The sequence below is a fragment of the Bradyrhizobium sp. P3_C3 genome, assembly GCF_056402655.1.
Genome location: NZ_JBFUGY010000004.1, coordinates 191,340 through 213,020, shown reverse-complemented (window position 1 = coordinate 213,020; position 21,681 = coordinate 191,340). Strand labels below are relative to the sequence as shown.

The window sequence follows — 21,681 nt, the reverse complement described above, 5'->3', positions numbered from 1 at the left end:
CCGCATTCCGCTTCGCTTCATGCGCACCGACCCTCCCCCTCCAGGGGAGGGTGAAGGAGGCGACGGAGCCCATGCGTAGCACGCTTGGCGGCTCGATTGAACTTGGCCGCGCGAGCGGCTAAGGCATCGGGCCAAGTTCGGAGGGAACACATGACGACGCCCACGGCAGTGGCGCTGGAAGACGCCAAGGTCGCGTTCCGGCTGGGGGACGACCGGGTCTATACGGCGGTGGAGAAGGCCCATCTTTCGGTCGCGCAGGGCGAGTTCGTCGCCATCGTCGGGCCGACCGGCTGCGGGAAATCGACCCTGCTCAACGTCGCGGCCGGCCTGCTCAAGCCCGCCGCCGGCAGCATCAAGATATTCGACCGGCCGCTCGCGGGGCTGAACCGGGATGCCGGCTACCTGTTCCAGGCCGATGCGCTGTTCCCCTGGAAGACCGCGCTCGACAATGTCGCGATCGGGCTCGAGATCGCGGGCACGCCCCGCGCCGAGGCGCTGCAGCGCGCGCAAAAATGGCTGACTTCCGTCGGCCTCGGGGCCTTCGCCAACCGCTATCCGCACATGCTCTCCGGCGGCCAGCGCAAGCGCGTGGCGCTGGCGCAGGTGCTGATCCGCGACCCAAAGATACTCCTGATGGACGAGCCGTTCGGGCCGCTCGATGCGCAGACCCGCCAGGTCATGGGCAATCTGCTGCTCGACCTCTGGAATGCCGACCGCAAGGCCGTGCTGTTTGTCACCCATGATCTCGAAGAGGCGATCGCACTCGCCGACCGCGTCGTGATCATGTCGGCGGGGCCGTCCTCGCGCATCATCGGCGACTGGCGCGTGAGCCTGCCGCGCCCGCGCGATATTTTCGAGGTGCGGCTGGATAAGGAGTTCCATGCGCTCCACCGCGAGATCTGGAGCGTGCTCAAGGACGAGGTGATGAAGGGCTACGCGCAATCGACCCAAGCGGCGGAGGCGATCTGATGTCGCGCGTGACGCTGCTTGCGCTGCAGGTCCTGGTCGCCGTCGTCTGCCTCGTACTGTGGCAGCTCTTTGCGACCGTGCCGGTGTTCGGAAAAATCCTGTTGCCGCCGTTCTTCTTCTCCAACCCGGTCGACGTGTTCAGTCAGATCGTCAAATGGTTCTCGTCCGGCGTGATCTGGAAGCATCTCGGCATCACGTTGACGGAATCGATTTTGGCGTTCGTGATCGGATCGCTCGGCGGCGTGCTGGTCGGCTTCTGGTTCGCGCGCCAGCCGCTGGTTGCCGCAGTGTTCGACCCCTACGTCAAGATGGTCAACGCGCTGCCCCGCGTCGTGCTTGCGCCGATCTTCGCGCTGTGGCTGGGCCTCGGCATCTGGTCCAAGGTCGCGCTCGGCGTGACGCTGGTGTTCTTCATCGTGTTCTTCAACGTCTATCAGGGCGTCAAGGAAGTCAGCCGCACCGTGCTCGACAATGGCCGCATGCTCGGCATGAGCGAGCGGCAGCTGATGCAGCACGTCTATTGGCCGTCGGCGCTGTCGTGGATGTTCTCCTCGCTGCACACCTCGGTCGGCTTCGCCGTGGTCGGCGCGGTCGTCGGCGAATATCTGGGATCGGCGGCAGGGCTCGGCTATCTGATCCAGCAGGCCGAAGGCATCTTCGACGTCGCCGGTGTGTTCGCCGGCATGTTCGTGTTGTCGGCCTTCGTCATCCTGATCGACTTCGGGGTGACGCTGGTTGAGCGCAGGCTGCTGGTCTGGCGGCCGACCGTGGACGGGCGCGGGTAGGCCGCCTCGTTGCCTGCTGACGTTTATGTGATTGACCGCCCGGAATAGAACGCGCGGCCATACGTCATACCCCCATGCAACCACCTGCATGGGAGTTCAGGATGCCCCCCTCACAGTTCCGCCGCGCCGTAGCGGTGTTCGCAGGCAGATGCCGATGGCCCAGGCCCGGCCTCGGAGCGGCGTTCCTTGCCGTGCCAATTCTGGTCGCGTTCGCACTCCCGCTGCTCGTGTTCGCGCATGAATCCCATCCGGCCGCCCCGCCGGCCGCGGTGAGCACGGAGGAGCGTGCGTTTCTGGAAGAAAACGAAGCGGCGATGACCAAGATGATGAACGGCATGGCGGCCAAGCCGACCGGCGACATCGATCGCGACTTCGTCGCAATGATGAGCCCGCATCATCAGGGCGCGATCGACATGGCGGTCATCGAATTGCGCTATGGCAAGAACGAGCAGCTGCGGCGCATCGCCCAGGAAATCATCGTCGACCAGATGCAGGAGATCGCGGCCATGAAGCTCGCGATCGGCGAGCCGGCGACAGACACCACGCCCGCCCCGACCCAGCCGCCCTCAGCTCCCAACACGACCGTTCATCATCATCCGGGCATGCAGATGGATATGTCCACGGGAATGAAGAAGTAGGAGTCGCAGATGACCACGTCACGAAGCACTATGATGAAGAGCATTTTCCTGGCGGCCACGATGCTTGCGACCGGTTCGGTCGCGTGGGCAGGGCAGGCACCGGGCGCGTTGTCCGCTGCCGATATTCCGGTGAGCCACCACGACCGTGTTTACGCCGCAGAGCAGTTCTCGAATACGGTCTCGGTCACCGATCCCGTCGACAACAAGCTGCTTGGCGTGATCCGGCTGGGCGACCCCCAACCCGGCAATTTCAGCCCGCTCTACAAGGGGCAGGTGCTCGTTCATGGCATGGGCTTCTCGCCCGATCACAAGACGCTCGCCGTGGTGTCGATCGGCTCGAATTCGGTGAGCTTCATCGACACCGCGACCAACGCGGTCAAGCATATCACTTACGTCGGACGATCGCCGCACGAGGCGTTCTTCACGCCGGACGGCAAGGAAGTGTGGGTCACCGTTCGCGGCGAGAACTACATCTCCGTCATCGATCCAATCAGCTTCAAGGAGAAGACCCGCATCACGACCCCGAACGGGCCAGGCATGCAGATTTTCTCACCCGACGGCAAATACGGCTACATCTGCTCGTCGTTCAATCCCGAGACCGACGTCGTCGCGGTGGCCGAGCATAAGATCGTCGCCACGGTGAAGCAGGAGAGCCCGTTCTGCCCGAACATCGCGGCGACGCCGGATGGAAACCAGGTGTGGTTCACGCTGAAGGACGTCGGCCGGACACAGGTGTTCAACGCCAGGCCACCGTTCAACGCGATCAAGACGATCGATACCGGGCCGATCACCAACCACGTCAACTTCGCGCACACCGCCAAGGGCACGTTCGCCTACGTCACCATCGGTGGCCTGAACGAAGTAAAAGTGTTCCGCACCGACGATTTCTCGCAGGTCGCGACGATCCCGGTCGGTAATCTTCCGCACGGCGTGTGGCCGTCCGGCGACGGCACACGCATCTATGTGGGGCTGGAGAACGCGGACGCACTCGCGGCCATCGACACGGCGACCAATAAAGTGGTCGGGAACGTTCCGATCGGCCAGGCGCCGCAGGCGATCGCGTATGTTCCAAATGCCGCGCCTAACCCTGATGACCGCCAGAATTTGCAGGCACTCGGCGTCGCCGGGCAGGTCGCTCATCTCACGCTTGCGTCGAAGGACGGTGCAAAGGACGGCACGGCGCCGACCAGCGTGTCGCTGTTCGATCAGGGCCTGATCCAGATCTTGCAGGCTTCGGTGACGGGACTTCAGCCCAAGCAGAAATATGTGCTTGCCCTGGCGGAGCATGGCGATGGCAGTGGCCCGTTGCAGCCGTTGGCGGCGTTCATGACCAATCCGGCTGGATCCGCCATCGTCAATGTGGCCGGTCCGATCCGGCAGATCGTCGACCAGTCCGCCGCTGAAGCAAGGCGGTACCTGGTGATTGCGGCCGGTGACGCGGCCATGCCTGGTGAGGCGGTCCAGATCGAGGCGCGATGACGCGCCGTCCGACGTCGGCAAAGGGCAGGTGGAGCGGCTCGTGAAGGACATGCTGGTTCAGGTCGAGCCGCTTATCCCCGCGCTCCGCCGCTACGCGCGCGCGCTTTTGCGCGATCGCGTGGCTGCCGATGATCTGGTCCAGGATTGCCTGGAGCGTGCCGTCAGCCATTGGCATCAGCGGCGCGACGGCAGCGTGCGCGCCTGGCTGTTCAGCATCCTCCACAATCTGGCGGTCACGCAATTCCGCCAGGCGACGGCGCGGGGCAGGCATATGCCGATCGACGACGCAGGCGAGCGTGAGCTTGTCAGTGCCGCCGCGCAGGAGCACAGGCTGATCTATCAGGATGTCCTGAAAAAGCTTGCGAGACTGCCGGAAGAGCAGCGTGCCGTGTTGTTGCTTGTTGCGGTTGAGGATCTATCCTACGCGGACGCCGCGGGAGTGCTGAAGATCCCGGTCGGGACCGTGATGTCACGCCTGTCGCGCGCGCGGGAGAGGCTATTGCAGGAGATGGAGGGCGTGGCTCCAGGGAACGTCGTAGCATTGCGGGGCGTGAAATGAACCGGCGGCCGATCACCGAGGACGATCTCCACGCCTATGTCGACCAGGCGCTCGAGCCTGAGCGGCGCGCGGAGGTCGCATCCTATCTGGACGATCATCAGGATGTCGCCGCGCGCGTTGCGGCCTTCGCCACCCAGCGCGAGCAGCTGCGCGGGGCGTTTGCGTCGATCGCCGACGAGCCGTTGCCGGCCGAGCTGAATCTGTCGCACATCATCGAGAGCCGGAGGCGGTCTCCCATGCGGGCGTGGTGGGCGATCGCTGCGATGTTGCTTCTCGGCATCGGCGGTCTCGGCGGGTGGACCATGCGCGGCGTCTTGCAGGAGGGCTCGAACGGACTGTCTGCGCTGGCACAGGAGGCAGCCTATTCGTATGGCGTTTACGCACCGGACCGCGTGCGGCCGGTCGAGATACGCGCGTCCGACAGTGCCGAGCTCACGCAATGGGTCTCCAGGCGGTTGAAGCAGCCGGTCAAGGTGCCGGATCTCTCTGTATCCGGCTATCGTCTGATGGGCGGTCGCCTGGTTGCGACGTCGCACGGCCCGGCCGCGATGTTCATGTACGATGACGATCACGGCGACCGGCTTGTCGTGCTGACGCGTCCGATGAGCAACCGCAATCTGGATACGCCGATGATGCCGCAATCGACCGGCGATGTCGCGGGCTTCGTGTGGGCGGATGGCGGCATGGGTTACACGCTCGTCGGCCAGCTTCCGGGAGACACCCTCAAGCCGATCGCGAACGAGATCCGGAAGCAGACGCGCCCGATCTAGCGCCGGGATTCACGGAACGGGCCCGCGCGTTGGCGCGAGCCCCAATATTGCGAAAGCTTAATCCAGCAGCTTGGTGTCATCGGGCGCCTGCGGCGGCGTCTTGATCGCGATGGCCTTGACCTGACCGCTGATCGGCTTGGTGCCGCCATGCGGCGTGCCCTTGGGGATGATGACGAGGTCGCCAGGTTTCACCGTCACCTCCTTGTCGCCGAGCCAGATCGTCCCGGTCCCGTCCAGGATGTACTGGATCTCGTTGGTGTTGGGATGCATGTGCTTGGGCACATTGCCGACCTGGATCGAGATGGTGGCGCCGTCGGCGCTGGCAAACATCTTGGAACGGTAGCCGACATTGTTGGCGGGCCCGAGCGCGTCGCCTTCCATCTCGCCGGTATGGATGATCTGCGCGGTGACGTTCTCCGCGGCCAGCGCCGGCCGGAGCAGTTGGTTTGCGCCGCATCCGGCGGCAAAAGCGGCGGCGATCGACAGGCCGATTGCAAGGCGATTCATGGATGATCCTCCCCATCAAGAATTGTTCTTGTGGACCCATGCTATTGTGCCGAAAGGCTGATGGCGAGTCGCACTTTGGCAGTGCTTCTCAAGCCAGTCCCGCTGCTCTATGGTGCCGCCGGCCGAATGGAGGAAACCAATGAAGAACACGATTGCCAGGCTCGCCGGCGCGCTGCTCGCGCTGACGCTCACCACCGGTCTTGCCGCGGCGCAAAGCAAGGTGACCATCGCGATCGGAGGCGGCGCCTGCCTGTGCTATCTGCCCACGGTGCTGGCCAAGCAACTCGGCGAATACGAGAAGGCGGGCCTCAATGTCGAGCTCGTGGACCTCAAGGGCGGCTCGGACGCGCTGAAGGCCGTGCTCGGCGGCAGCGCCGACGTGGTCTCCGGCTATTTCGACCATTGCGTCAACCTCGCCGCCAAGAAGCAAGAGCTTCAAGCCTTCGTGGTCTATGACCGTTATCCCGGCCTCGTGCTGGTGGTCTCGCCGTCGCACACGAACGAAATCAAGTCGATCAAGGATCTCGCCGGCAAGAAGGTCGGCGTCAGCGCACCGGGCTCCTCGACCGACTTCTTCCTCAAATATTTGCTCAAGAAGAACGGGCTCGATCCCGCCGGCACCGCCGTGATCGGCGTCGGCCTCGGCGCCACCGCCGTGGCCGCGATGGAGCAGGGGCAGATTGACGCCGCCGTGATGCTCGATCCCTCCGTCACCGTGCTCCAGGGCAGCCACAAGGATCTGCGCATCCTCAGCGACACCCGGACCCAGAAGGACACGCTCGAGACGTTCGGCGGCGAATATCCGGGCGGCGCGCTGTACTCGACCGTGGCCTGGATCAACGGCCACGAGAAGGAAACGCAGGCGCTCACCAACGCAATGCTGGCCACGATCGGCTGGATCCATTCGCATTCGCCGGAGGAGATCATGGCGAAGATGCCGGACGAGATGGTCGGCAAGAACAAGGAGCTTTATCTCGCCGCGCTGAAGAACACGATCCCGATGTTCTCCGAAACCGGCAAGATGGACCCGAAGGGCGCAGACGCCGTGCTCGCGGTGTTCAGCGTCGGCTCGCCCGAGGTGGCCGCCGCCAAGATCGACGTCAGCAAGACCTTTACCAACAAGTACGTCGATCAGGCCAAGAGGACCACAGGGAACGCCAAATAACTGACGCGAAGGCATTGTAATCAGCTGTCATGACGTCATTGGTCATTCATCGCGTCACGACGCTTGATCTTGCCGTGCGGCCGATCGCCTGGCCGTTCGCCGAAGAGCGCCGCGCCGAAATTGCTGCGCATTTCGCCGAGAAGCAGCGCGAGCGGCCGAAGATGTGGAACGGCCGCGTCCTGCTCGGGCGCGATGCCGTGTTCACGGACGGCCATCTCGCCGCCACCTATTTCGAGACGGATTTCGCGAGCTTCCTCGCCTGGCGCGACTGGGGCTTTCCCGACAAGGCGGTGTTCAACGGTTTTGGCATGGGCGCGCTGCGCGCCTCCGACGGCGCCTTCATTATGGGCGAGATGGCGCAGCACACCGCCAATGCGGGCCGCATCTATTTCCCCTCGGGCACGCCCGATCTCGACGACGTCAGTGATGGCGCGCTCGACATTCCCGGCAGTGTCATCCGCGAACTCGGGGAAGAGACCGGCTTGACCGCGGCCGACTACCGGGCCCAGCCGGACTGGCACTGCGTCGTCACCGGTCCGTCGATTGCAATGATTCAAATTATCAACCTGGACATGCCGGGTGACGTGGCCCAGGCCCGGATCGAGGCCAATCTCGCCCGCGAAGCCGAACCGGAGTTGTCGGCCATTCATCTCGTGCGCGGGATGAGTGATCTCACGCCGACCATGCCGCGATTTGTCACGGCCTTTATCGAGCAGCAGTTCGCGTCGCGCTGAAGCGCGAGGCTTGACATCGCTGCCCCCAGCCCATGTGATGGGCCAAAAAGCAAAAGCAAGAAGACTGCAATGCACAATCGTCCAGGGAGGTTTTGATGCGCCTGCGCATGGCTGCCCGCTTGGTACGTGGGCTGTTGGTCGCGATATCAGCGACGGGCTTGATGGCTTCGGCCCAGGCTCAAGAGAAGAAGATCAAGATCGGCGTTGTTTTCGACCTGACCGGGCCTCTCGCGGGCGGTGGATCTGAGCTCGGTTATATCGGCGCAAAAATTATTCTCGACCATTTCGCCAAGACCGGCGTCGAGGGCTACAAGATCGAGGCGGTCTATGCCGACGCGCAGAGCAAACCCGACATCGCCATCAACGAATCCGTCCGCCTGCTCGAGCAGGAGAAGGTGGACATGGTGCTCGGCTTCTTCTCCTCGGCGCAATGCGTGCCGGTCGCCGCCCGCGTCGAGCAGCTCAAGAAGTTCATGTGGATGACGACCTGCATCTCGTCGGCCGTGTTCAACGACAAGGGCTACAAATACGTGTTCCGCCCGCAGGCGAGCGGCGACCAGTTCGGCATGATGACGATGGATTTCATCGCACAGAATGCCAAGGCGAAGTTCGACAAGGAGCCGAAGGACCTGCGCGTCGCCATCATCCACGAGGATGGCGCCTATGGCGTCGACGTCTCCAGGGGTAACGAGGCCGGCGCGAAGAAGGCGGGCTTCAACGTCGTGATGAAGGAAGGCTATTCGGCGACGGCGCCCGATCTCTCCGCGCTGGTGACCAAGCTGAAGCGTGCCAAGCCCGATGTCATTTTCCACACCGGCTACAACCCCGACATCACGCTGCTGCTGCGCCAGGCCCGCGAGCAGGGGCTGAAGTTCGGCGCGCTGATGGGCCATGGTGCCGGCTACGGCGTCTACGAGAAGCTGAAAGAGGGGATGGGGGTTGATGCCACCTACATCTTCAACACCGACCCGATATCGATCTGGCTCGCCAACCAGAAGACCATGGATCCCAAGCTCCCGCCCGTCATCAAGATGGTCGGCGAGGAGTTCGACAAGATCAGGCCCGGCGTTGCCATCCGCTCGGCGCATGTCGGCATCGGCGCGTCCAACACTTACGTGTTCATGAGTGATGTGCTGCCGCGCGCGATCAAGAAGTATGGCGGCGTCGATCCCGACGCGCTGCGCAAGGCCGCGCTCGACACCGACATCCCCGAAGGCGGGACCATGCTGGGCTTCGGCGTCAAGTTCTACGGCGAGGGCACGCCGATGGCCGGGCAGAACGAGCGCTCGTTCCCGGTCGTGATCCAGTACATCGACGACAAATCCTCTGTGGTGTGGCCCAAGAGCCAGGCGCAGCGCGAGGCTGTGCTGCCGCTGCCGAAGGGCACCACCTACAGCAACCAGTAGCGGCGGAGCAGGGCGGTGCTGGAAGTCAGCGGGCTGGTGAAGCGGTTTGGTGGCTTCACCGCTGTCAACAACGTGTCGTTTCGGGTCGATCAGGGCGAGATCCTCGGCCTGATCGGCCCCAACGGCTCTGGCAAGAGCACGATCTTCAACATGCTCTCCGGCACGCTGGCGCCGACATCCGGCTCGATCCTGTTCGGCGGCGCCGAGATCGCGGGCCTTGCGCCGCACCGGATCATCAACAGCGGCATCGGCCGCACCTTCCAGATTCCGCGGCCGTTCCGACGCCTGACAATTTTCGAGAATGTCGCGCTGGCCGGCTTCTACGGCCAGGGGCGCCACAGTCGTGCCAGGGCGGAGGAGGCGGCCGAGCGGTCACTTGCGATGGTGGGCTTGCCGACCGATCGCCATGCCAGCGTCGATGGCCTGGGCGCAGCCGGCCTGAAGAAGCTCGAACTTGCGAAGGCGCTCGCCACCGCGCCGAAACTGCTGCTTGCCGACGAGAGCCTCGGCGGTCTCGACGAGACCGAGATGGACCAGGCGGCGGACATGCTGCGCAACATCCGTGACGAGCTCGGCATCACCATCATCTGGGTCGAGCACATCATGGGCGTGCTGATGCGCGTCGTCGACCGCGTGATGGTGCTCGACCACGGCGAGAAGATCTCGGAAGGGTTGCCGAGCGCGGTTGCCGGCGACCCGCGCGTCATCGAGGTCTATCTCGGCACCGATGCCGAGACCACGCAGGCCGCGGCGGCGGAAGCGCGCCGCCGCTCGGGAGGCTAGACGATGCTGGAGCTTCGTTCGGTCAGCGCGGGTTACGGCACGTTCCAGGCGCTGTTCGACGTCAATCTCGACGTGAAGGCGGGCGAGGCCGTCGGCGTCATCGGTCCGAACGGCGCCGGCAAGACCACGCTGATGCGCGTCATCTCCGGCCTGATCCGTCCCACGCGCGGGTCGATCAGGATGGAGGGCGTCGACGTCGTGGCGACGCCGCCGCACAAGATCGTCAGCCTCGGGATCGCCCATGTGCCGGAGAACCGGCGGCTGTTTCCGCAGCTCACGGTCGACGATAATCTCAAGATGGGCGCCTTCATGAAGGAGGCGCGCGGCCACTATGCCGAGCGGCTGGATGTCGTGTTCGACCTGTTTCCGCGCCTGAAGGAGCGCCGCCACCAGATGGCCGGCACCATGTCCGGCGGCGAGCAGCAGATGTGCGCGATCGGCCGCGCGCTGATGTCGAATCCAAAACTCCTGCTGCTCGACGAGCCGTCGGCGGGGCTGGCGCCAGTCGTGGTGCAGCAGGTGTTTGAGCTGGTGAAGCGAATCCGCGCCCGCGGCCTGACGGTGCTGATCGTCGAGCAGAACGTGCAGCAGGTGCTGAAAGTGGTTGATCGCGCTTATCTGATCGAGGCGGGCACGATCCGGGCGTCCGGCACCTCGGCCGAGATGCTGGCGAGTGACACGGTCAAGGAAGCGTATCTCGGGGTATGAGGTTCATGCAGGCATGCAAGCTTTTTTGGGCATTTTCGACATCTATCTGCTGGAGGCCGTGATCAACGGCATCCTGCTCGGCGGCGTGCTGGCACTGCTCGCGCTCGGGCTCAATCTGATCTTTGGCGTCATCGACGTGACCTGGATCTGCTACGCAGAGCTGGTGATGATCGGCATGTACGCCATGTATTTCATCGTGCAGTATTACGGCCTCAGCTACTTCATCGCAGCGCCGTTCACCATTTTGCTCGTCGCGATCCTCGGCGCCGCGCTGCACTACCTCGTGATCGCGCCGCTGCTCACCGCGCCGCCGATCAACCAGCTGCTTGCGACAGGCGGGGTGCTGTTCGTGCTCCAGAGCTTTGCCACCGTCGCCTTCGGCATCGACTTCCGCAATCTCGGCATCCGCCTGCCGGTGCTCGCCTTCGGCGACATGAATTTCAGCTACGCGCGGCTGCTATCCTTTCTGGCCGCGCTGGTCGGCATGGTCGCAGTGTACCTGTTCATGACCCGCACCTTCACCGGCACCGCGATCCGCGCCATCTCCCAGGATCGGCAGATCATGGCGCTGATGGGCGTCGACACGAAGAGAATGTATCTCATCACCTCCGCGCTCGGCGGCGCGCTGGCTGGGCTCGCCGCTTGCCTGCTGGTGCTGCAATATGACGTGCATCCCTTCGTCGGCCTCTCCTTCGGACCGATCACCTTCCTGATCTGCGTGCTCGGGGGCCTGGGCAATTTCATCGGAGGCTTCATCGCCGCGTTCGTGTTCGCCGAGATCATCTCGCTCGGCGGCCTGTTCTCCGATCTCGAATGGGGTTACGTGCTCGCCTTCGCCTTCTTCATCGTCATGATGTTCATCCGGCCCGCGGGCCTGCTTGCGAGGCGCCGATGATGGGGCAGGGGCGGCTTGCGGCATGGGCGGTGGGGCTGGCGGCGCTGATCGCGCTGCCCTTCGTCTATCGCGATCCCTATCATCTGCACATCCTGGTGCTGATCCTGATCTGGTCGTTCGCCTACACCTCCTGGTCGATGATGGGACGGTTCGGTCTGGTCTCGCTCGGCCATGGCGGCTTCATGGGGATCGGCGCCTATGTCACCGCGCTGCTCTGGAATCATCTGGGCTGGTCGCCCTGGATCGGCATTCCCATCAGCATGGTTGCGGCGGGTGCGCTGGCGCTGATCGTCGGCTATCCCTGCTTCCGCTTCCGCATCACCGGACATTATTTCGTGCTGGTGACGCTGGCGCTGTCGGGCATCGTGCTCCAGGTCATCACGGCGACGCGCGACTATACCGGCGGCTCGCTCGGCTATACGCCAAACCGAGCCACGGGCAACAAGCTGCTGGCGCTGCAATTCGACGACAAGACGACCTGGTATCTGATCGCGCTCGGGGTCTGGCTTTTCGGCATCGTGGTCTGGCACTGGGTCGACCGCAGCATGGCCCGCTACGCGCTTGAGGCGATCTCGGAGGACGAGGATGCCGCGGCCGCCGCCGGCGTCGACGTCACCGCGGAGAAGCTGAAGATCACGCTGCTCAGTGCGGTGATGACGGCGCTCGCCGGCGCAATCTATTGCCAGTACCAGATGTTCATCACCCCCGACACCGTCAGCGGCATCGCGGTGTCGCTCCAGATGGTGTTCGCGGCCATCGTCGGCGGCCTGTTCGTCTCGCTCGGCCCGACCTTTGGCGCTGTCATCACCATTCTGTTGGCGGAAACCCTGCGTATCGGCTTCGGCACCAAGGCGGTCGGCTGGGACAACCTCGTCTATGGCGTGCTGCTGGTGCTTTTCATCATATTCCTTCCCAAGGGTATCCTTGGTAGCCTGCTCGACCGATTGAAGCCGCAACGCAAGGTGCCCCGCGCTCATGAGCAAGAAGCCGTCCAAATCGCTCGCCCAGGAACTTGACCGCTACATTGCGCCGTTCCGCTACGACGGATCGGGCAAGTTTCACCTCAAGGACTACAAGACCGACGAGAAGGGCGACCTCGACAAGGAAAAGGCGCAGGAGATTCTCGACGCCAACAAGAAGCGGATGATCGAGTTTCAGGAGAAGCTCTACGCCCAGGACCGCTGGTCGCTGCTGATCGTGCTCCAGGCCATGGACGCCGCCGGCAAGGATAGTGCGATCAAGGCGATCTTCGAGGGCATCAATCCGCAGGGCTGCGAGGTCCATGCCTTCAAGGCGCCGAGCACCAAGGAGCTCGATCATGATTTCCTCTGGCGCCACGCGATTGCGCTGCCCGAGCGAGGCCATATCGGCATCTTCAACCGCTCCCACTACGAGGAGTGCCTGGTCACGCGGGTGCACCCGGAGATTCTTGCCAAGCAGAAGCTGCCGCAAAGGCTCGTCACCAAGAACATCTGGAAGGAGCGGTTCGAGGACATCTCCGCCTTCGAGCGCCACCTCAGCCGCAACGGCACGGTGGTTCTGAAATTCTTCCTCAATCTATCCAAGGAGGAGCAGCGCGAGCGCTTCCTTGAGCGGCTCGAGGAACCGGCCAAGCAGTGGAAGTTCTCGATGGACGACATCAAGGAGCGCGCGCTGTGGCCGCGCTACCAGGCGGTCTATCAGGACATCGTCCGGCATACGGCAACGTCGCATGCGCCCTGGTATGTCGTGCCGGCCGACCACAAATGGTTCGCGCGCGTCGTGATCGGCTCGGCGATCGTCGCGGCGCTCGAAAAGCTGGACCTGCGCTTCCCCCGCGCCGACAAGGCCTCGCTGCGTGAGTTCGCCGAAGTGCGCAAAGCGCTGGAGAGCGAGGGGAAGGGAGGCAGGAAGCCCGCAAAGTGACCGCCCGTGAGACCAGCAACCAGAAGAACGTCAACTTCGCGCTTCAGGGCGGCGGCGCGCACGGCGCCTTCGTCTGGGGCGTGCTGGACCACGTGCTCGAGGACGGCAGGCTCGCCATCGAGGCGATCAGCGCTACAAGCGCGGGCGCGATGAATGCGGTGGTGCTGGCCTCAGGCATGGCCATCGGCGGAGCCGAGGGGGCGCGGCAGAACCTGCATGCGTTCTGGTACGAGGTCTCGCGGATGGATCAGGTCTATGACCTGTTCTCGCCACTCAACCAGTTGATCCAAGCCCTCAAGCTGCCGCCGGAATATCACCCTGTCCATGCTTTTATCCACACGCTGACGCACACGGTGCCGCCGAACCTGCTCAACCCCCTCCACTTCAATCCGCTCCGGTCGTTGCTGCTACGCGTGGTCGATTTCGATCGGCTCAATTCATCGCCGGACGCACCGCAGCTATTTCTCAACGCCACGAATGTCCGTACCGGCAAGATCAAGGTGTTCCAGACGCCGCTGCTCAGCGCGGAGACCGTGCTCGCCTCGGCCTGTCTGCCGCCATATTTCCAGGCGGTCGAGATCGACGGCGAGCATTATTGGGATGGCGGCTATCTCGGAAATCCCGCGATCTTTCCGCTGATCTATCGAAAAGGTAGCCAAGACGTCATCATCGTGCAGGTGACCGCGATCCGGCGTGACGAACTGCCGGCGAGCGCCGCCGACGTTCTCCATCGCATCAACGAGATCAGCTTCAATTCGTCACTGATGCGTGAGATGCGCGCGATTGCCTTCGCGACCCGGCTGATCGATAATGGCGAGCTCGATCGCAACACGCACAGCCGCATGTTCATGCACTGGATTGGAAACGACCAATTGATGTCGCAGCTCGGAACGGCCACGCAGTTCCATCCCGAATGGAGCCTCTTGTGCCGCCTGCGTGACGAGGGGCGCGAGGCCGCGCGAATCTGGCTGACGCAAAACTTTGACTGGATCGGCAGCTCGTCGACGGTTGATTTGACTGAAATGTTTCTCTGATTTCGAGGTTGTCGTGTACAAGCCTGCTGTCGTCGTTTCCCTGTTCGCCGCGCTCTTGATCGCCGGTTCCGCGCGCGCCCAGACCTATGGGGGCGATGCGCCGGTCTGCCTGCACGTCTTCGGCGAGTTGGAGGGCGAGCGGATGGACTGCATTTTCTCCTCGTTCGCCCAGTGCCAGGCAAGCGCGCAGGGGCGTCCGGCGACATGTCTGACGAATCCGTATTTCGCGCAGGCGCCGTCGGCGAGGACAGGGCGGCGCGTTCGCTAGCGGCGATCCCTAGGGTGGGCAAAGCAAAGCGTGCCCACCAATCTTCATCCGGCGAGGGGTGGTGAGCACGGCGCAAGCGCGCCTTTGCCCACCCTACGATCTCAGCGCGAGCGAAGCTCGTCGCGTCTGAGCAAGCCGACCCTCAATACCCGCGGCCCCACCAGTAGCAGAAGCGCTCGACATTGGCAGGAAGGGCGGTCTCGTAATTCGCCCATTTCTCGTATTTCGGCAGCTTCACTTCCTTCATCGCGGTGTCGAAGCATTTGCCGGCATCGGCGGCCTTCTTCACCTCGGCGGAGAGGTCCTCCATGTAGGCGATGTCGTCCTCGACGTCCTTCTTGGTGCCGAAGCGCCCGCCGGCATAGGGATGGCCGGGGATCATCCGCTCCCAATCGAGCGACGCCAGCTTCTTCAGCGAGGCGATATACTCGACCGGCGAGGCGTTGTCGGGAATGTTGCGGAACTGCACGGACTCGATCGGCGCGAAGTCGACGACGAAGACGATCCTCTCCTTCGGCAGCCGCACCACCAGCGAATTGTCGGAGTGGTTGCGGCCGACATAGTTCAGCTCCAGCGTGGTGCCGCCGAGCGTGATGCTCTTCTTGTCGTCGATCACCTGGTCCGGCATCACGACATCGGCGAGCAGCGAATTCTGCTTCTTCAGCTCGAGCAGGCGCTCCTTGGTCCGCCGGTGCGCGATGAAGGTGGCACCGAGATCCTTGAAGGGCTGGCCGCCGGCGATGTGGTCGTAATGGTGGTGGCTGTAGACGACGTATTTGATCGGCTTATCGGTGACGGCCTTGATGGCGTCGATATAGGGCTTTGCCGGACGCAAATACGAGATCGGGTCGGTCGCGATCACGCCCTGCGGCGTCACGATGAACATCGACTGATGACCGCCATAGCGGAAGACGTAGACGTTCTCGGTGCCGTCGACCTTTTTGGTCGAGGTCTGCGGCGGGGTCTGCGCGAAGGCTGATCCAGTCAGGAGGGCCGCGACAGCGGCGATGCAAAGTAATGCTTTCATGTCTTGCTTTCTGGAAATGGATGGAATGCGGAAGGCGAATGGACTCTCTGACACAAACGCGGCGGGAGGGAATTTATTCCCTGATCTGCGGCCAATCTGTCGCGGTGGGAGGGAACACGTCCTCAAATGTGATACCCGCAGCATTGATCCTGCTTGACAGTTTTGTGTCACGGGAGGAGCATCGTGCTGGTCGCGAATACGCGACGCGTAACGTCCACCTCATGAGCAAGGGGAGGTCTATGACTCCACCTCCGCAGATCCAGCCGCGTTAAGTGCGATGGAGCTCGTTCGGACTATCGCATAGCGGCAGAAACCGCGAACGGCACGCCGGGTAAAGGTTTAGCGGGCTGCATCAGTGAGGCAAAGCCCCTACCTACCCGGCGCTGTATTTTGCATCACACCGATCGTGTCGGATGGCCGTGATGCGGCCGCCATGACAGGCGCTTTGACATCCTGCTTTCTCCTCCTCCTCCTCGCCGTCATTCCGGGCCGACTCCCGGAATGACGGGAGGGTTTTGTCGTGCGCATCGCACTCGGTCGATGTCCGGCTGCGCGGAGCCGACGGTTCCCGTTCCTGCACTGCGGCAAATGCCAAGAGAATGTCGCCTCGCTGGCCAACTTCCGACACAGCGCCGGGGCGAATAGCGTCGATACGACATGACGCAGTGCTTCGGCGGCGACAGTCCCGACGCCGCCGGCGCATGCACTTTTCCAGGGAATCCTCGTGTCGCACAAGCTTGCCCCGGCGTTCCTCGCCGCTCTCTTCATCGCGATCTCATCTCTTTCCACCGTTCGCGCCGAGCCGCCGGCCGCCAACAGGGCTGCCGCACTGTCGCCGGAGGAAGCCAAGCGGGCGCTGGAGACGCTCCAGGACGACAAAAAACGTGCGCAGATGATCGATACGCTGCGCGTGATCGCGAATGTGCCCGGTCAGCAGCAGCCCGTGCCCGCGGCGCCCGAGCAGAAATCGCCGATCCCGCTCTCGGCCGACGGCCTTGGCGCACAGCTCCTGCTCACGGTGTCGGAAGAGATCGGCGAGATCTCGCGCGAGATCGCCGACGTGGCGCGGACGCTGACGCATTTCCCCGCCTTCTATTACTGGATCGTACGGACCGCCAACGATCCCGTCGCCTACAACCTCCTGATCGAGATCGCGTGGAAGCTCGCGCTGGTGCTCGGCTGCGCCATTGCGGCGGAGTGGGTGATCTTCCGCGCGATCCGGCGGCCGGTTGCCTTCCTGGAAGGACGCGTCCCGCAAACCGCGCGCCTGCCGGCGCAGGTGCTGCCCATCGCCGATCCGCCCTCATCGGTCGCCGATGTCACGCCTGCGCCCGAACTGCACAAGCGCCGCAACAGTCTCGCACGTGTCTGGCAATTGCTGCTGCGGCTGCCCTTCGTGCTGGGGCGTCTCCTGCTCGAACTGCTCCCCGTGTTCGTCTTCATCGGCGTCGCAACCGCACTGCTCGGCACGGAGATCGGCGATCCCGCAACCGTCCGCCTCGTGATCCTTGCCGTCGTCAATGCCTATGCCTTCTCGCGCGGGCTCATCTGCGTCGTCCGCGCGCTGGCGGGGCCGTTTGGCCTCGTTCCCGTTCGGGCAGAAACTGCGGCCTATATCGAGATCTGGGCGCGGCGCATCGTCGGCGTCGGCGTCTCCGGCATCGCCTTCGCCAATGTGGCGCTGTTGCTCGGCCTGCATCGTGCCGGCTATGCCGCGCTGCTGCGCATGGTGTTGCTGGTCGTGCATCTCTTCGTCGTCGTCATCATCCTGCAATGCCGCCGCCAGGTCGCCGAAGCCATCCGCGCGCCGGCGGAGCGGCAGGGGATCGCGGCGCGCCTGCGCAACCGCATTGCCGGCGGCTGGCACTATCTCGCCATCGCGCTCGACCTCGCGCTGTGGGCGGTCTGGGCGCTCAACATCCGCAATGGCTATTCGCTGCTGCTGCAATATTTCGTCGGCACCGTCGTGGTCGCGCTGATCACGCGCGTCGCCATCATGGTGACTCTGAGCCTGATCGACCGCGGCTTCCGCATCAGGCCGGAGATCCTTCAGCGCTTTCCGGGCCTCGAGATCCGCGCCAACCGCTATCTGCCGCTACTGCGCAAGATCGTATCCAGCGTGATCGCGTTCATCGGTTTCGTGGCCGTGCTTGAAGTCTGGGGCGTCGACGCCATCGTCTGGTTCTATGGAGGCCAGATCGGCGGCCGGCTGATTTCGGCGGTGGCGACCATCGGCATCGCCGTGCTCATTGCTGCCGCCATCTGGGAGGCCAGCAACGCGCTGCTGGTCCGCCAGATCAATACGCTGTCACGCGACGGGCACTACGCCCGCGCGGCGCGCCTGCGCACCTTCCAGCCGATGCTGCGAACGGCGCTGCTCTGCCTGATCGCCACCGTCGTCGGCCTTACCGCGCTGAGCGAGATTGGCGTCAACGTCGCGCCGCTGCTGGCCGGCGCCGGCATCGTCGGCATCGCCATCGGCTTCGGCTCGCAAAAGCTGGTGCAGGATCTCATCACCGGCCTGTTCCTGCTGCTGGAGAACACGGTCCAGGTCGGCGATAATGTCAGCGTCTCGGGGCTGTCCGGCGTGGTCGAGAACGTCTCGATCCGCACCATTCGTCTGCGCGCCGGCGACGGCGCCGTGCACATCGTGCCGTTCAGCGCGGTGACGACCATCACCAATGCCAGCCGCGGCGCCGGCAATGCATCCGTCAGCGTCAATGTCGCCTACAAGGAAGACACCGACCGCGCCGGCCAGATCCTCAAGGACATCGTCGAGGAGATGCGCCGCGAGCCGGAGTTTCGCGCGGCAATTCGCGGCGACCTCGATCTGTGGGGCATCGACAAGGTCGATGGTGCCATGGTGTCGATCGTCGGCCAGATCCGCTGCACGGAGGCCGGCCGCTGGCCGGTCCAGCGCGAATTCAACCGCCGCATGAAGCTGCGCTTCMAGCAGAACGGCATCGAGGTCGCATCCCCGGTCCAGACTATCCTGATGCAGATCGCGCCGCCGGCTGATGGCGCCGCCAATCTGGCCCCGCGGCGGGCGGCTGGTTAGCGCTCGGCATAATTTCCAGCTTGCCTCTGCCCGCCCGGCAGCGTTCACTCCGGCCCCAGCCCGCTGACAACATGCGGGCGATGAAAAAGGGTGGATGGAATGCAGGGGCTGTGGGCCGGACTACGCGGTCATGTGATCGTCATTTGCGCGTTGATCGGATGTGCGGCGTGGACCGTACCGGCGGGCGCCCAGCCGTTCCCGTCGCGCCCCATCACCCTCGTGGTGCCGTTCGCGGCGGGCGGCCCGACCGACACGCTGGCGCGGATCCTGTCCGAGCGGATCGCCGCTCAGTTGCACACGACCGTCGTGGTCGAGAATGTCGCTGGTGCCTCCGGCAGCATTGCGGGCGCCCGCGTTGCGCGCGCGACGCCTGACGGCACGACGATCACGATCGGCCATTGGGGCACGCATGTGCTGAACGGCGCGATCTTCAAGCTGCCCTATGATGTGATCGCCGATTTTGAGCCGGTCGCCACGATCGCGATGGGAACGCAGCTCATCGTCGGCCGGAAGTCGCTCGAGGCCAACAATCTGAAAGAGATGATTGCGTGGCTGAAGGCCAGCCCCGGCAAGGCGACTGCTGGCACGGCTGGTGCAGGCACGGGCGCGCACGTCGCAGGCGTCTTCTTCAAGGAGAAGACCGGCACCGATTTCCAGTTCGTGCCCTATCGCGGCGCCGGACCCGCCATGATCGATCTCGTTGCAGGCCAGATCGACATCATGTTCGACCAGGCCTCGAACTCGCTGCCGCAGTACAAGAACGGCGCGATCAAGGCGTTCGCGGTGACGTCGCCGACGCGGCTCGCGTCCGCGCCTGATATCCCGACCGTCGACGAGGCGGGCCTGCCCGGTCTCTACATCTCCTACTGGCACGGCATCTGGGCACCGAAGAACACGCCGAAGGAGATCGTCACAAAGCTCAACGCGGCCATCGTCGCGGTGCTTGCCGATCCCGTTGTCAAGCAGCGTTTCGCCGAATTGGGGCAGGAGATTCCGCCTGCCGACCAGCAATCGCCTTCGGCGCTCGGCGCATTCCAGAAGGCGGAGACCGAGAAATGGTGGCCGATCGTGAAGGCCGCCGACATCAAGCCCGAGTAGTCCTGCTGCGTTAACCTCTTCTCGCGCGCAAATGCCGGCTTTTCGCGAAATCTCGCTGCGGTGCGAGATCACAATCGAGCCTTGAGTCTCTACGTCCTTGATCTCAGGTGAGCGCTGGCCGACAATGTTTGCCCTTCAATAAGAAACTCCCTGGGGGATTTCGTGAATAGACCTGCTCGGGTCAGCGCCCATTCGACATCATCCGACCCCGCTCACGGCATGACGCTGCTGCGCGATCCCTTGCTCAACAAGGGCACCGCCTTCACGGAAGCGGAGCGCGACGCGCTCGGCCTTCGCGGCCTGCTGCCGCCCTGCGTACTGACGATGGAGACGCAGGTCGAGCGCGTACTCACCAATCTGCGCACGCTGCCGACGGACCTTGAAAAATACGTCGCGCTGAATGCGCTGCATGACCGCAACGAGGCGCTGTTCTTCCGCGTGGTCGTCGACAATATCGATGAGATCCAGCCGATCATCTACACCCCGACGGTCGGGCTCGCCTGCCAGAAATACGGCCTGATCTTCCAGCGGCCGCGCGGCATGTTCATCTCATCGCGCGATCGCGGCCAGATCGCCGAGATCCTGGAGAACTGGCCCTATCCGGCCAAGCTGATCGTCGTGACCGATGGCGAACGCATCCTCGGGCTGGGCGATCTCGGCGCCAATGGCATGGGCATCCCGGTCGGAAAGCTCTCGCTCTATTCCGCCTGCGCCGGCGTGCATCCCGAGCATTGCCTGCCGATCGTGCTCGACGTCGGCACCAACAACGAAGAGCTCTTGAACGATCCCTATTATCTTGGTTTGCGCGAGCGGCGGCTCACCGGCGAGGCCTATGACAGCTTCGTCGACGAGTTCATGCAGGCCGCGCGAAAGACGTTTCCGGGCGTGCTGATCCAGTTCGAGGATTTCGCCAATCACTCGGCGTTCAAGCTGCTGCACAAATATCGGGACGAGGCCTGCGTCTTCAACGACGACATCCAGGGCACCGCGGCGGTGGCGCTCGCCGGCCTGTTCTCGGCGCTGCGCGTCAATGGCGGCAAGCTCAGGGATCAGCGCATCCTGTTCCTCGGTGCAGGCGAGGCGGCAACCGGCATCGCCGATCTCGTCGTCTCCGCCATGATGGCGGAGGGAATTTCCGAGGCGGAAGCTCTCCGGCGCAACTGGCTGGTGGATTCCCGCGGCCTCGTCGTCGGCGGCCGTGACGGCCTCTCTGGCCATAAGCTGCGCTATGCCCATGCCGGCCAGGCGCCGATCGCCGATTTCCTCACCGCGATCAAGACGCTGAAGCCGACGGCGATCATCGGTGTCGCCGCGGTCGGCGGCGCCTTCACGCCCGAGGTGCTCAAGGCGATGGCCGCGCTCAACGAGCAGCCGATCGTGTTCGCGCTCTCCAACCCGACCTCGAAGGCCGAATGCTCGGCCGAGGATGCCTACCGCTATACCGAGGGCCGCGCACTGTTCGCCTGCGGCAGTCCCTATGATCCGGTGACGCTCAACGGCCGCACCTTCGTGCCGCGCCAGGGCAACAACTCCTACATCTTCCCCGGCGTCGGCCTCGGCGTCATCGCCAGCCGCTCGCGCCTGGTGACGGACGAGATGTTCATGGCGGCCGCCCATACGCTCGCTGATTGCGTCGGCAAGGAGGACCTCGCGCAGGGCAGCCTCTATCCGGCGCTCCCCCGCATTCGCGAGGTCTCGGCCCGCATCGCCGTTGCGGTGGCAGACGTCGCCTACCAGCGCGGTCTCGCCGACGGACCCGCACCCAACGACGTGAAGGGCCTGGTCCAGTCCCAGATGTACGAGCCGCAGTACTGACTGCCTCCACATCGTCATGGCCGGGCTTGTCCCGGCCATCCACGCTTTGCCGCGCGGGACGAAGAACGTGGATGCCCG

At 64.0% G+C, this 21,681-nt stretch carries 21 protein-coding genes; 19 read left to right on the top strand and 2 right to left on the bottom strand.

The genetic code is table 11. The annotated features are described in order from the left end of the window. The first annotated feature begins 150 nt into the window (after positions 1 to 150). From AC1DW2_RS07150 to AC1DW2_RS07125, 6 genes are all read left to right on the top strand, one after another. Entirely contained in the window at positions 151 to 969 is an 819-nt protein-coding gene (locus AC1DW2_RS07150) for an ABC transporter ATP-binding protein (protein WP_014493075.1), read from the top strand. Then, entirely contained in the window at positions 969 to 1,754 is a 786-nt protein-coding gene (locus AC1DW2_RS07145) for an ABC transporter permease (RefSeq protein WP_014493076.1), read from the top strand. Before AC1DW2_RS07150 ends, AC1DW2_RS07145 begins: the two co-directional genes overlap by 1 nt. 101 nt (positions 1,755 to 1,855) lie before the next feature. Then, entirely contained in the window at positions 1,856 to 2,392 is a 537-nt protein-coding gene (locus tag AC1DW2_RS07140) for a DUF305 domain-containing protein (RefSeq protein ID WP_477005563.1), read from the top strand. 9 nt (positions 2,393 to 2,401) lie between these two features. Next, the gene (locus AC1DW2_RS07135; RefSeq protein WP_477005562.1) at positions 2,402 to 3,871 is read left to right on the top strand and encodes a YncE family protein; all 1,470 of its coding nucleotides are present in this window, start codon (positions 2,402 to 2,404) and stop codon (positions 3,869 to 3,871) included. Between the two features lie 49 nt (positions 3,872 to 3,920). Next, positions 3,921 to 4,430 (top strand): sigma-70 family RNA polymerase sigma factor, encoded by a 510-nt coding sequence (locus tag AC1DW2_RS07130; RefSeq protein WP_210387729.1) that lies wholly within the window; start codon positions 3,921 to 3,923, stop codon positions 4,428 to 4,430. Next, positions 4,427 to 5,200: an anti-sigma factor family protein gene (locus AC1DW2_RS07125; protein WP_477005561.1), complete on the top strand. Its 774-nt coding sequence runs from the start codon at positions 4,427 to 4,429 to the stop codon at positions 5,198 to 5,200. Before AC1DW2_RS07130 ends, AC1DW2_RS07125 begins: the two co-directional genes overlap by 4 nt. A 57-nt stretch (positions 5,201 to 5,257) precedes the next feature. Here the strand turns inward: AC1DW2_RS07125 and AC1DW2_RS07120 are convergent, their stop codons facing one another. Beyond that, positions 5,258 to 5,707 (bottom strand): cupin domain-containing protein, encoded by a 450-nt coding sequence (locus AC1DW2_RS07120; protein ID WP_015684397.1) that lies wholly within the window; start codon positions 5,705 to 5,707, stop codon positions 5,258 to 5,260. Between the two features lie 139 nt (positions 5,708 to 5,846). On the opposite strand from AC1DW2_RS07120, the gene AC1DW2_RS07115 reads away from it, so the two are divergent. The 10 genes from AC1DW2_RS07115 (at position 5,847) to AC1DW2_RS07070 (ending at position 14,605) form a co-directional block, all read left to right on the top strand. Continuing rightward, positions 5,847 to 6,872, top strand: coding sequence for an ABC transporter substrate-binding protein (locus AC1DW2_RS07115; protein WP_477005560.1), 1,026 nt, complete (start codon positions 5,847 to 5,849; stop codon positions 6,870 to 6,872). A gap of 29 nt (positions 6,873 to 6,901) precedes the next feature. After that, positions 6,902 to 7,606 carry an NUDIX hydrolase gene (locus tag AC1DW2_RS07110; RefSeq protein WP_477005559.1) on the top strand — a complete coding sequence of 235 codons (705 nt, stop codon included), beginning with the start codon at positions 6,902 to 6,904 and terminating at the stop codon, positions 7,604 to 7,606. A gap of 95 nt (positions 7,607 to 7,701) precedes the next feature. After that, the gene (locus AC1DW2_RS07105; protein ID WP_283017480.1) at positions 7,702 to 9,012 is read left to right on the top strand and encodes an ABC transporter substrate-binding protein; all 1,311 of its coding nucleotides are present in this window, start codon (positions 7,702 to 7,704) and stop codon (positions 9,010 to 9,012) included. A gap of 15 nt (positions 9,013 to 9,027) precedes the next feature. Next, entirely contained in the window at positions 9,028 to 9,795 is a 768-nt protein-coding gene (locus tag AC1DW2_RS07100; protein WP_028150401.1) for an ABC transporter ATP-binding protein, read from the top strand. A gap of 3 nt (positions 9,796 to 9,798) precedes the next feature. Then, the gene (locus AC1DW2_RS07095) at positions 9,799 to 10,503 is read left to right on the top strand and encodes an ABC transporter ATP-binding protein (RefSeq protein WP_028150400.1); all 705 of its coding nucleotides are present in this window, start codon (positions 9,799 to 9,801) and stop codon (positions 10,501 to 10,503) included. Positions 10,504 to 10,516: 13 nt separating this feature from the next. Continuing rightward, positions 10,517 to 11,398, top strand: a complete 882-nt coding sequence (locus AC1DW2_RS07090) for a branched-chain amino acid ABC transporter permease (RefSeq protein ID WP_063981643.1) — start codon at positions 10,517 to 10,519, stop codon at positions 11,396 to 11,398. After that, a complete protein-coding gene (locus tag AC1DW2_RS07085) occupies positions 11,395 to 12,414 on the top strand; it encodes a branched-chain amino acid ABC transporter permease (RefSeq protein WP_477005558.1) in 1,020 nt (339 codons plus the stop codon). The genes AC1DW2_RS07090 and AC1DW2_RS07085 overlap by 4 nt, the downstream gene beginning before the upstream one ends. Further along, on the top strand, positions 12,374 to 13,303 hold the full coding sequence (locus AC1DW2_RS07080; RefSeq protein WP_477005557.1) for a polyphosphate kinase 2 family protein: 930 nt from the start codon (positions 12,374 to 12,376) through the stop codon (positions 13,301 to 13,303). The genes AC1DW2_RS07085 and AC1DW2_RS07080 overlap by 41 nt, the downstream gene beginning before the upstream one ends. Next, positions 13,300 to 14,337, top strand: a complete 1,038-nt coding sequence (locus AC1DW2_RS07075) for a patatin-like phospholipase family protein (RefSeq protein ID WP_071910557.1) — start codon at positions 13,300 to 13,302, stop codon at positions 14,335 to 14,337. Before AC1DW2_RS07080 ends, AC1DW2_RS07075 begins: the two co-directional genes overlap by 4 nt. A 13-nt stretch (positions 14,338 to 14,350) precedes the next feature. Continuing rightward, positions 14,351 to 14,605 carry a DUF3551 domain-containing protein gene (locus tag AC1DW2_RS07070; protein ID WP_071910559.1) on the top strand — a complete coding sequence of 85 codons (255 nt, stop codon included), beginning with the start codon at positions 14,351 to 14,353 and terminating at the stop codon, positions 14,603 to 14,605. A 142-nt stretch (positions 14,606 to 14,747) separates the two neighbouring features. Here AC1DW2_RS07070 and AC1DW2_RS07065 read toward each other — a convergent pair whose 3' ends face one another. After that, entirely contained in the window at positions 14,748 to 15,632 is an 885-nt protein-coding gene (locus tag AC1DW2_RS07065; RefSeq protein ID WP_477005556.1) for an MBL fold metallo-hydrolase, read from the bottom strand. Between the two features lie 724 nt (positions 15,633 to 16,356). Here AC1DW2_RS07065 and AC1DW2_RS07060 point away from each other — a divergent pair. The 3 genes from AC1DW2_RS07060 to AC1DW2_RS07050 all read left to right on the top strand — a co-directional run bounded on the left by AC1DW2_RS07060 (position 16,357) and on the right by AC1DW2_RS07050 (position 21,603). Further along, positions 16,357 to 18,690 carry a mechanosensitive ion channel domain-containing protein gene (locus tag AC1DW2_RS07060; protein ID WP_477005555.1) on the top strand — a complete coding sequence of 778 codons (2,334 nt, stop codon included), beginning with the start codon at positions 16,357 to 16,359 and terminating at the stop codon, positions 18,688 to 18,690. A gap of 99 nt (positions 18,691 to 18,789) precedes the next feature. Continuing rightward, entirely contained in the window at positions 18,790 to 19,788 is a 999-nt protein-coding gene (locus tag AC1DW2_RS07055) for a tripartite tricarboxylate transporter substrate-binding protein (RefSeq protein ID WP_354102693.1), read from the top strand. A gap of 219 nt (positions 19,789 to 20,007) precedes the next feature. Then, the gene (locus AC1DW2_RS07050; RefSeq protein ID WP_477005614.1) at positions 20,008 to 21,603 is read left to right on the top strand and encodes an NAD-dependent malic enzyme; all 1,596 of its coding nucleotides are present in this window, start codon (positions 20,008 to 20,010) and stop codon (positions 21,601 to 21,603) included. Positions 21,604 to 21,681 lie beyond the last annotated feature (78 nt).

What these genes read in the sequence shown, in the direction of transcription:
- AC1DW2_RS07150 (WP_014493075.1), top strand. Translation starts at nt 151, where the DNA reads ATGACGACGCCCACGGCAGTGGCGCTGGAAGACGCCAAGGTCGCGTTC.
- AC1DW2_RS07145 (WP_014493076.1), top strand. Translation starts at nt 969, where the DNA reads ATGTCGCGCGTGACGCTGCTTGCGCTGCAGGTCCTGGTCGCCGTCGTC.
- AC1DW2_RS07140 (WP_477005563.1), top strand. Translation starts at nt 1,856, where the DNA reads ATGCCCCCCTCACAGTTCCGCCGCGCCGTAGCGGTGTTCGCAGGCAGA.
- AC1DW2_RS07135 (WP_477005562.1), top strand. Translation starts at nt 2,402, where the DNA reads ATGACCACGTCACGAAGCACTATGATGAAGAGCATTTTCCTGGCGGCC.
- AC1DW2_RS07130 (WP_210387729.1), top strand. Translation starts at nt 3,921, where the DNA reads ATGCTGGTTCAGGTCGAGCCGCTTATCCCCGCGCTCCGCCGCTACGCG.
- AC1DW2_RS07125 (WP_477005561.1), top strand. Translation starts at nt 4,427, where the DNA reads ATGAACCGGCGGCCGATCACCGAGGACGATCTCCACGCCTATGTCGAC.
- AC1DW2_RS07120 (WP_015684397.1), bottom strand. Translation starts at nt 5,707, where the DNA reads ATGAATCGCCTTGCAATCGGCCTGTCGATCGCCGCCGCTTTTGCCGCC.
- AC1DW2_RS07115 (WP_477005560.1), top strand. Translation starts at nt 5,847, where the DNA reads ATGAAGAACACGATTGCCAGGCTCGCCGGCGCGCTGCTCGCGCTGACG.
- AC1DW2_RS07110 (WP_477005559.1), top strand. Translation starts at nt 6,902, where the DNA reads ATGACGTCATTGGTCATTCATCGCGTCACGACGCTTGATCTTGCCGTG.
- AC1DW2_RS07105 (WP_283017480.1), top strand. Translation starts at nt 7,702, where the DNA reads ATGCGCCTGCGCATGGCTGCCCGCTTGGTACGTGGGCTGTTGGTCGCG.
- AC1DW2_RS07095 (WP_028150400.1), top strand. Translation starts at nt 9,799, where the DNA reads ATGCTGGAGCTTCGTTCGGTCAGCGCGGGTTACGGCACGTTCCAGGCG.
- AC1DW2_RS07090 (WP_063981643.1), top strand. Translation starts at nt 10,517, where the DNA reads ATGCAAGCTTTTTTGGGCATTTTCGACATCTATCTGCTGGAGGCCGTG.
- AC1DW2_RS07085 (WP_477005558.1), top strand. Translation starts at nt 11,395, where the DNA reads ATGATGGGGCAGGGGCGGCTTGCGGCATGGGCGGTGGGGCTGGCGGCG.
- AC1DW2_RS07080 (WP_477005557.1), top strand. Translation starts at nt 12,374, where the DNA reads ATGAGCAAGAAGCCGTCCAAATCGCTCGCCCAGGAACTTGACCGCTAC.
- AC1DW2_RS07065 (WP_477005556.1), bottom strand. Translation starts at nt 15,632, where the DNA reads ATGAAAGCATTACTTTGCATCGCCGCTGTCGCGGCCCTCCTGACTGGA.
- AC1DW2_RS07055 (WP_354102693.1), top strand. Translation starts at nt 18,790, where the DNA reads ATGCAGGGGCTGTGGGCCGGACTACGCGGTCATGTGATCGTCATTTGC.
- AC1DW2_RS07050 (WP_477005614.1), top strand. Translation starts at nt 20,008, where the DNA reads ATGACGCTGCTGCGCGATCCCTTGCTCAACAAGGGCACCGCCTTCACG.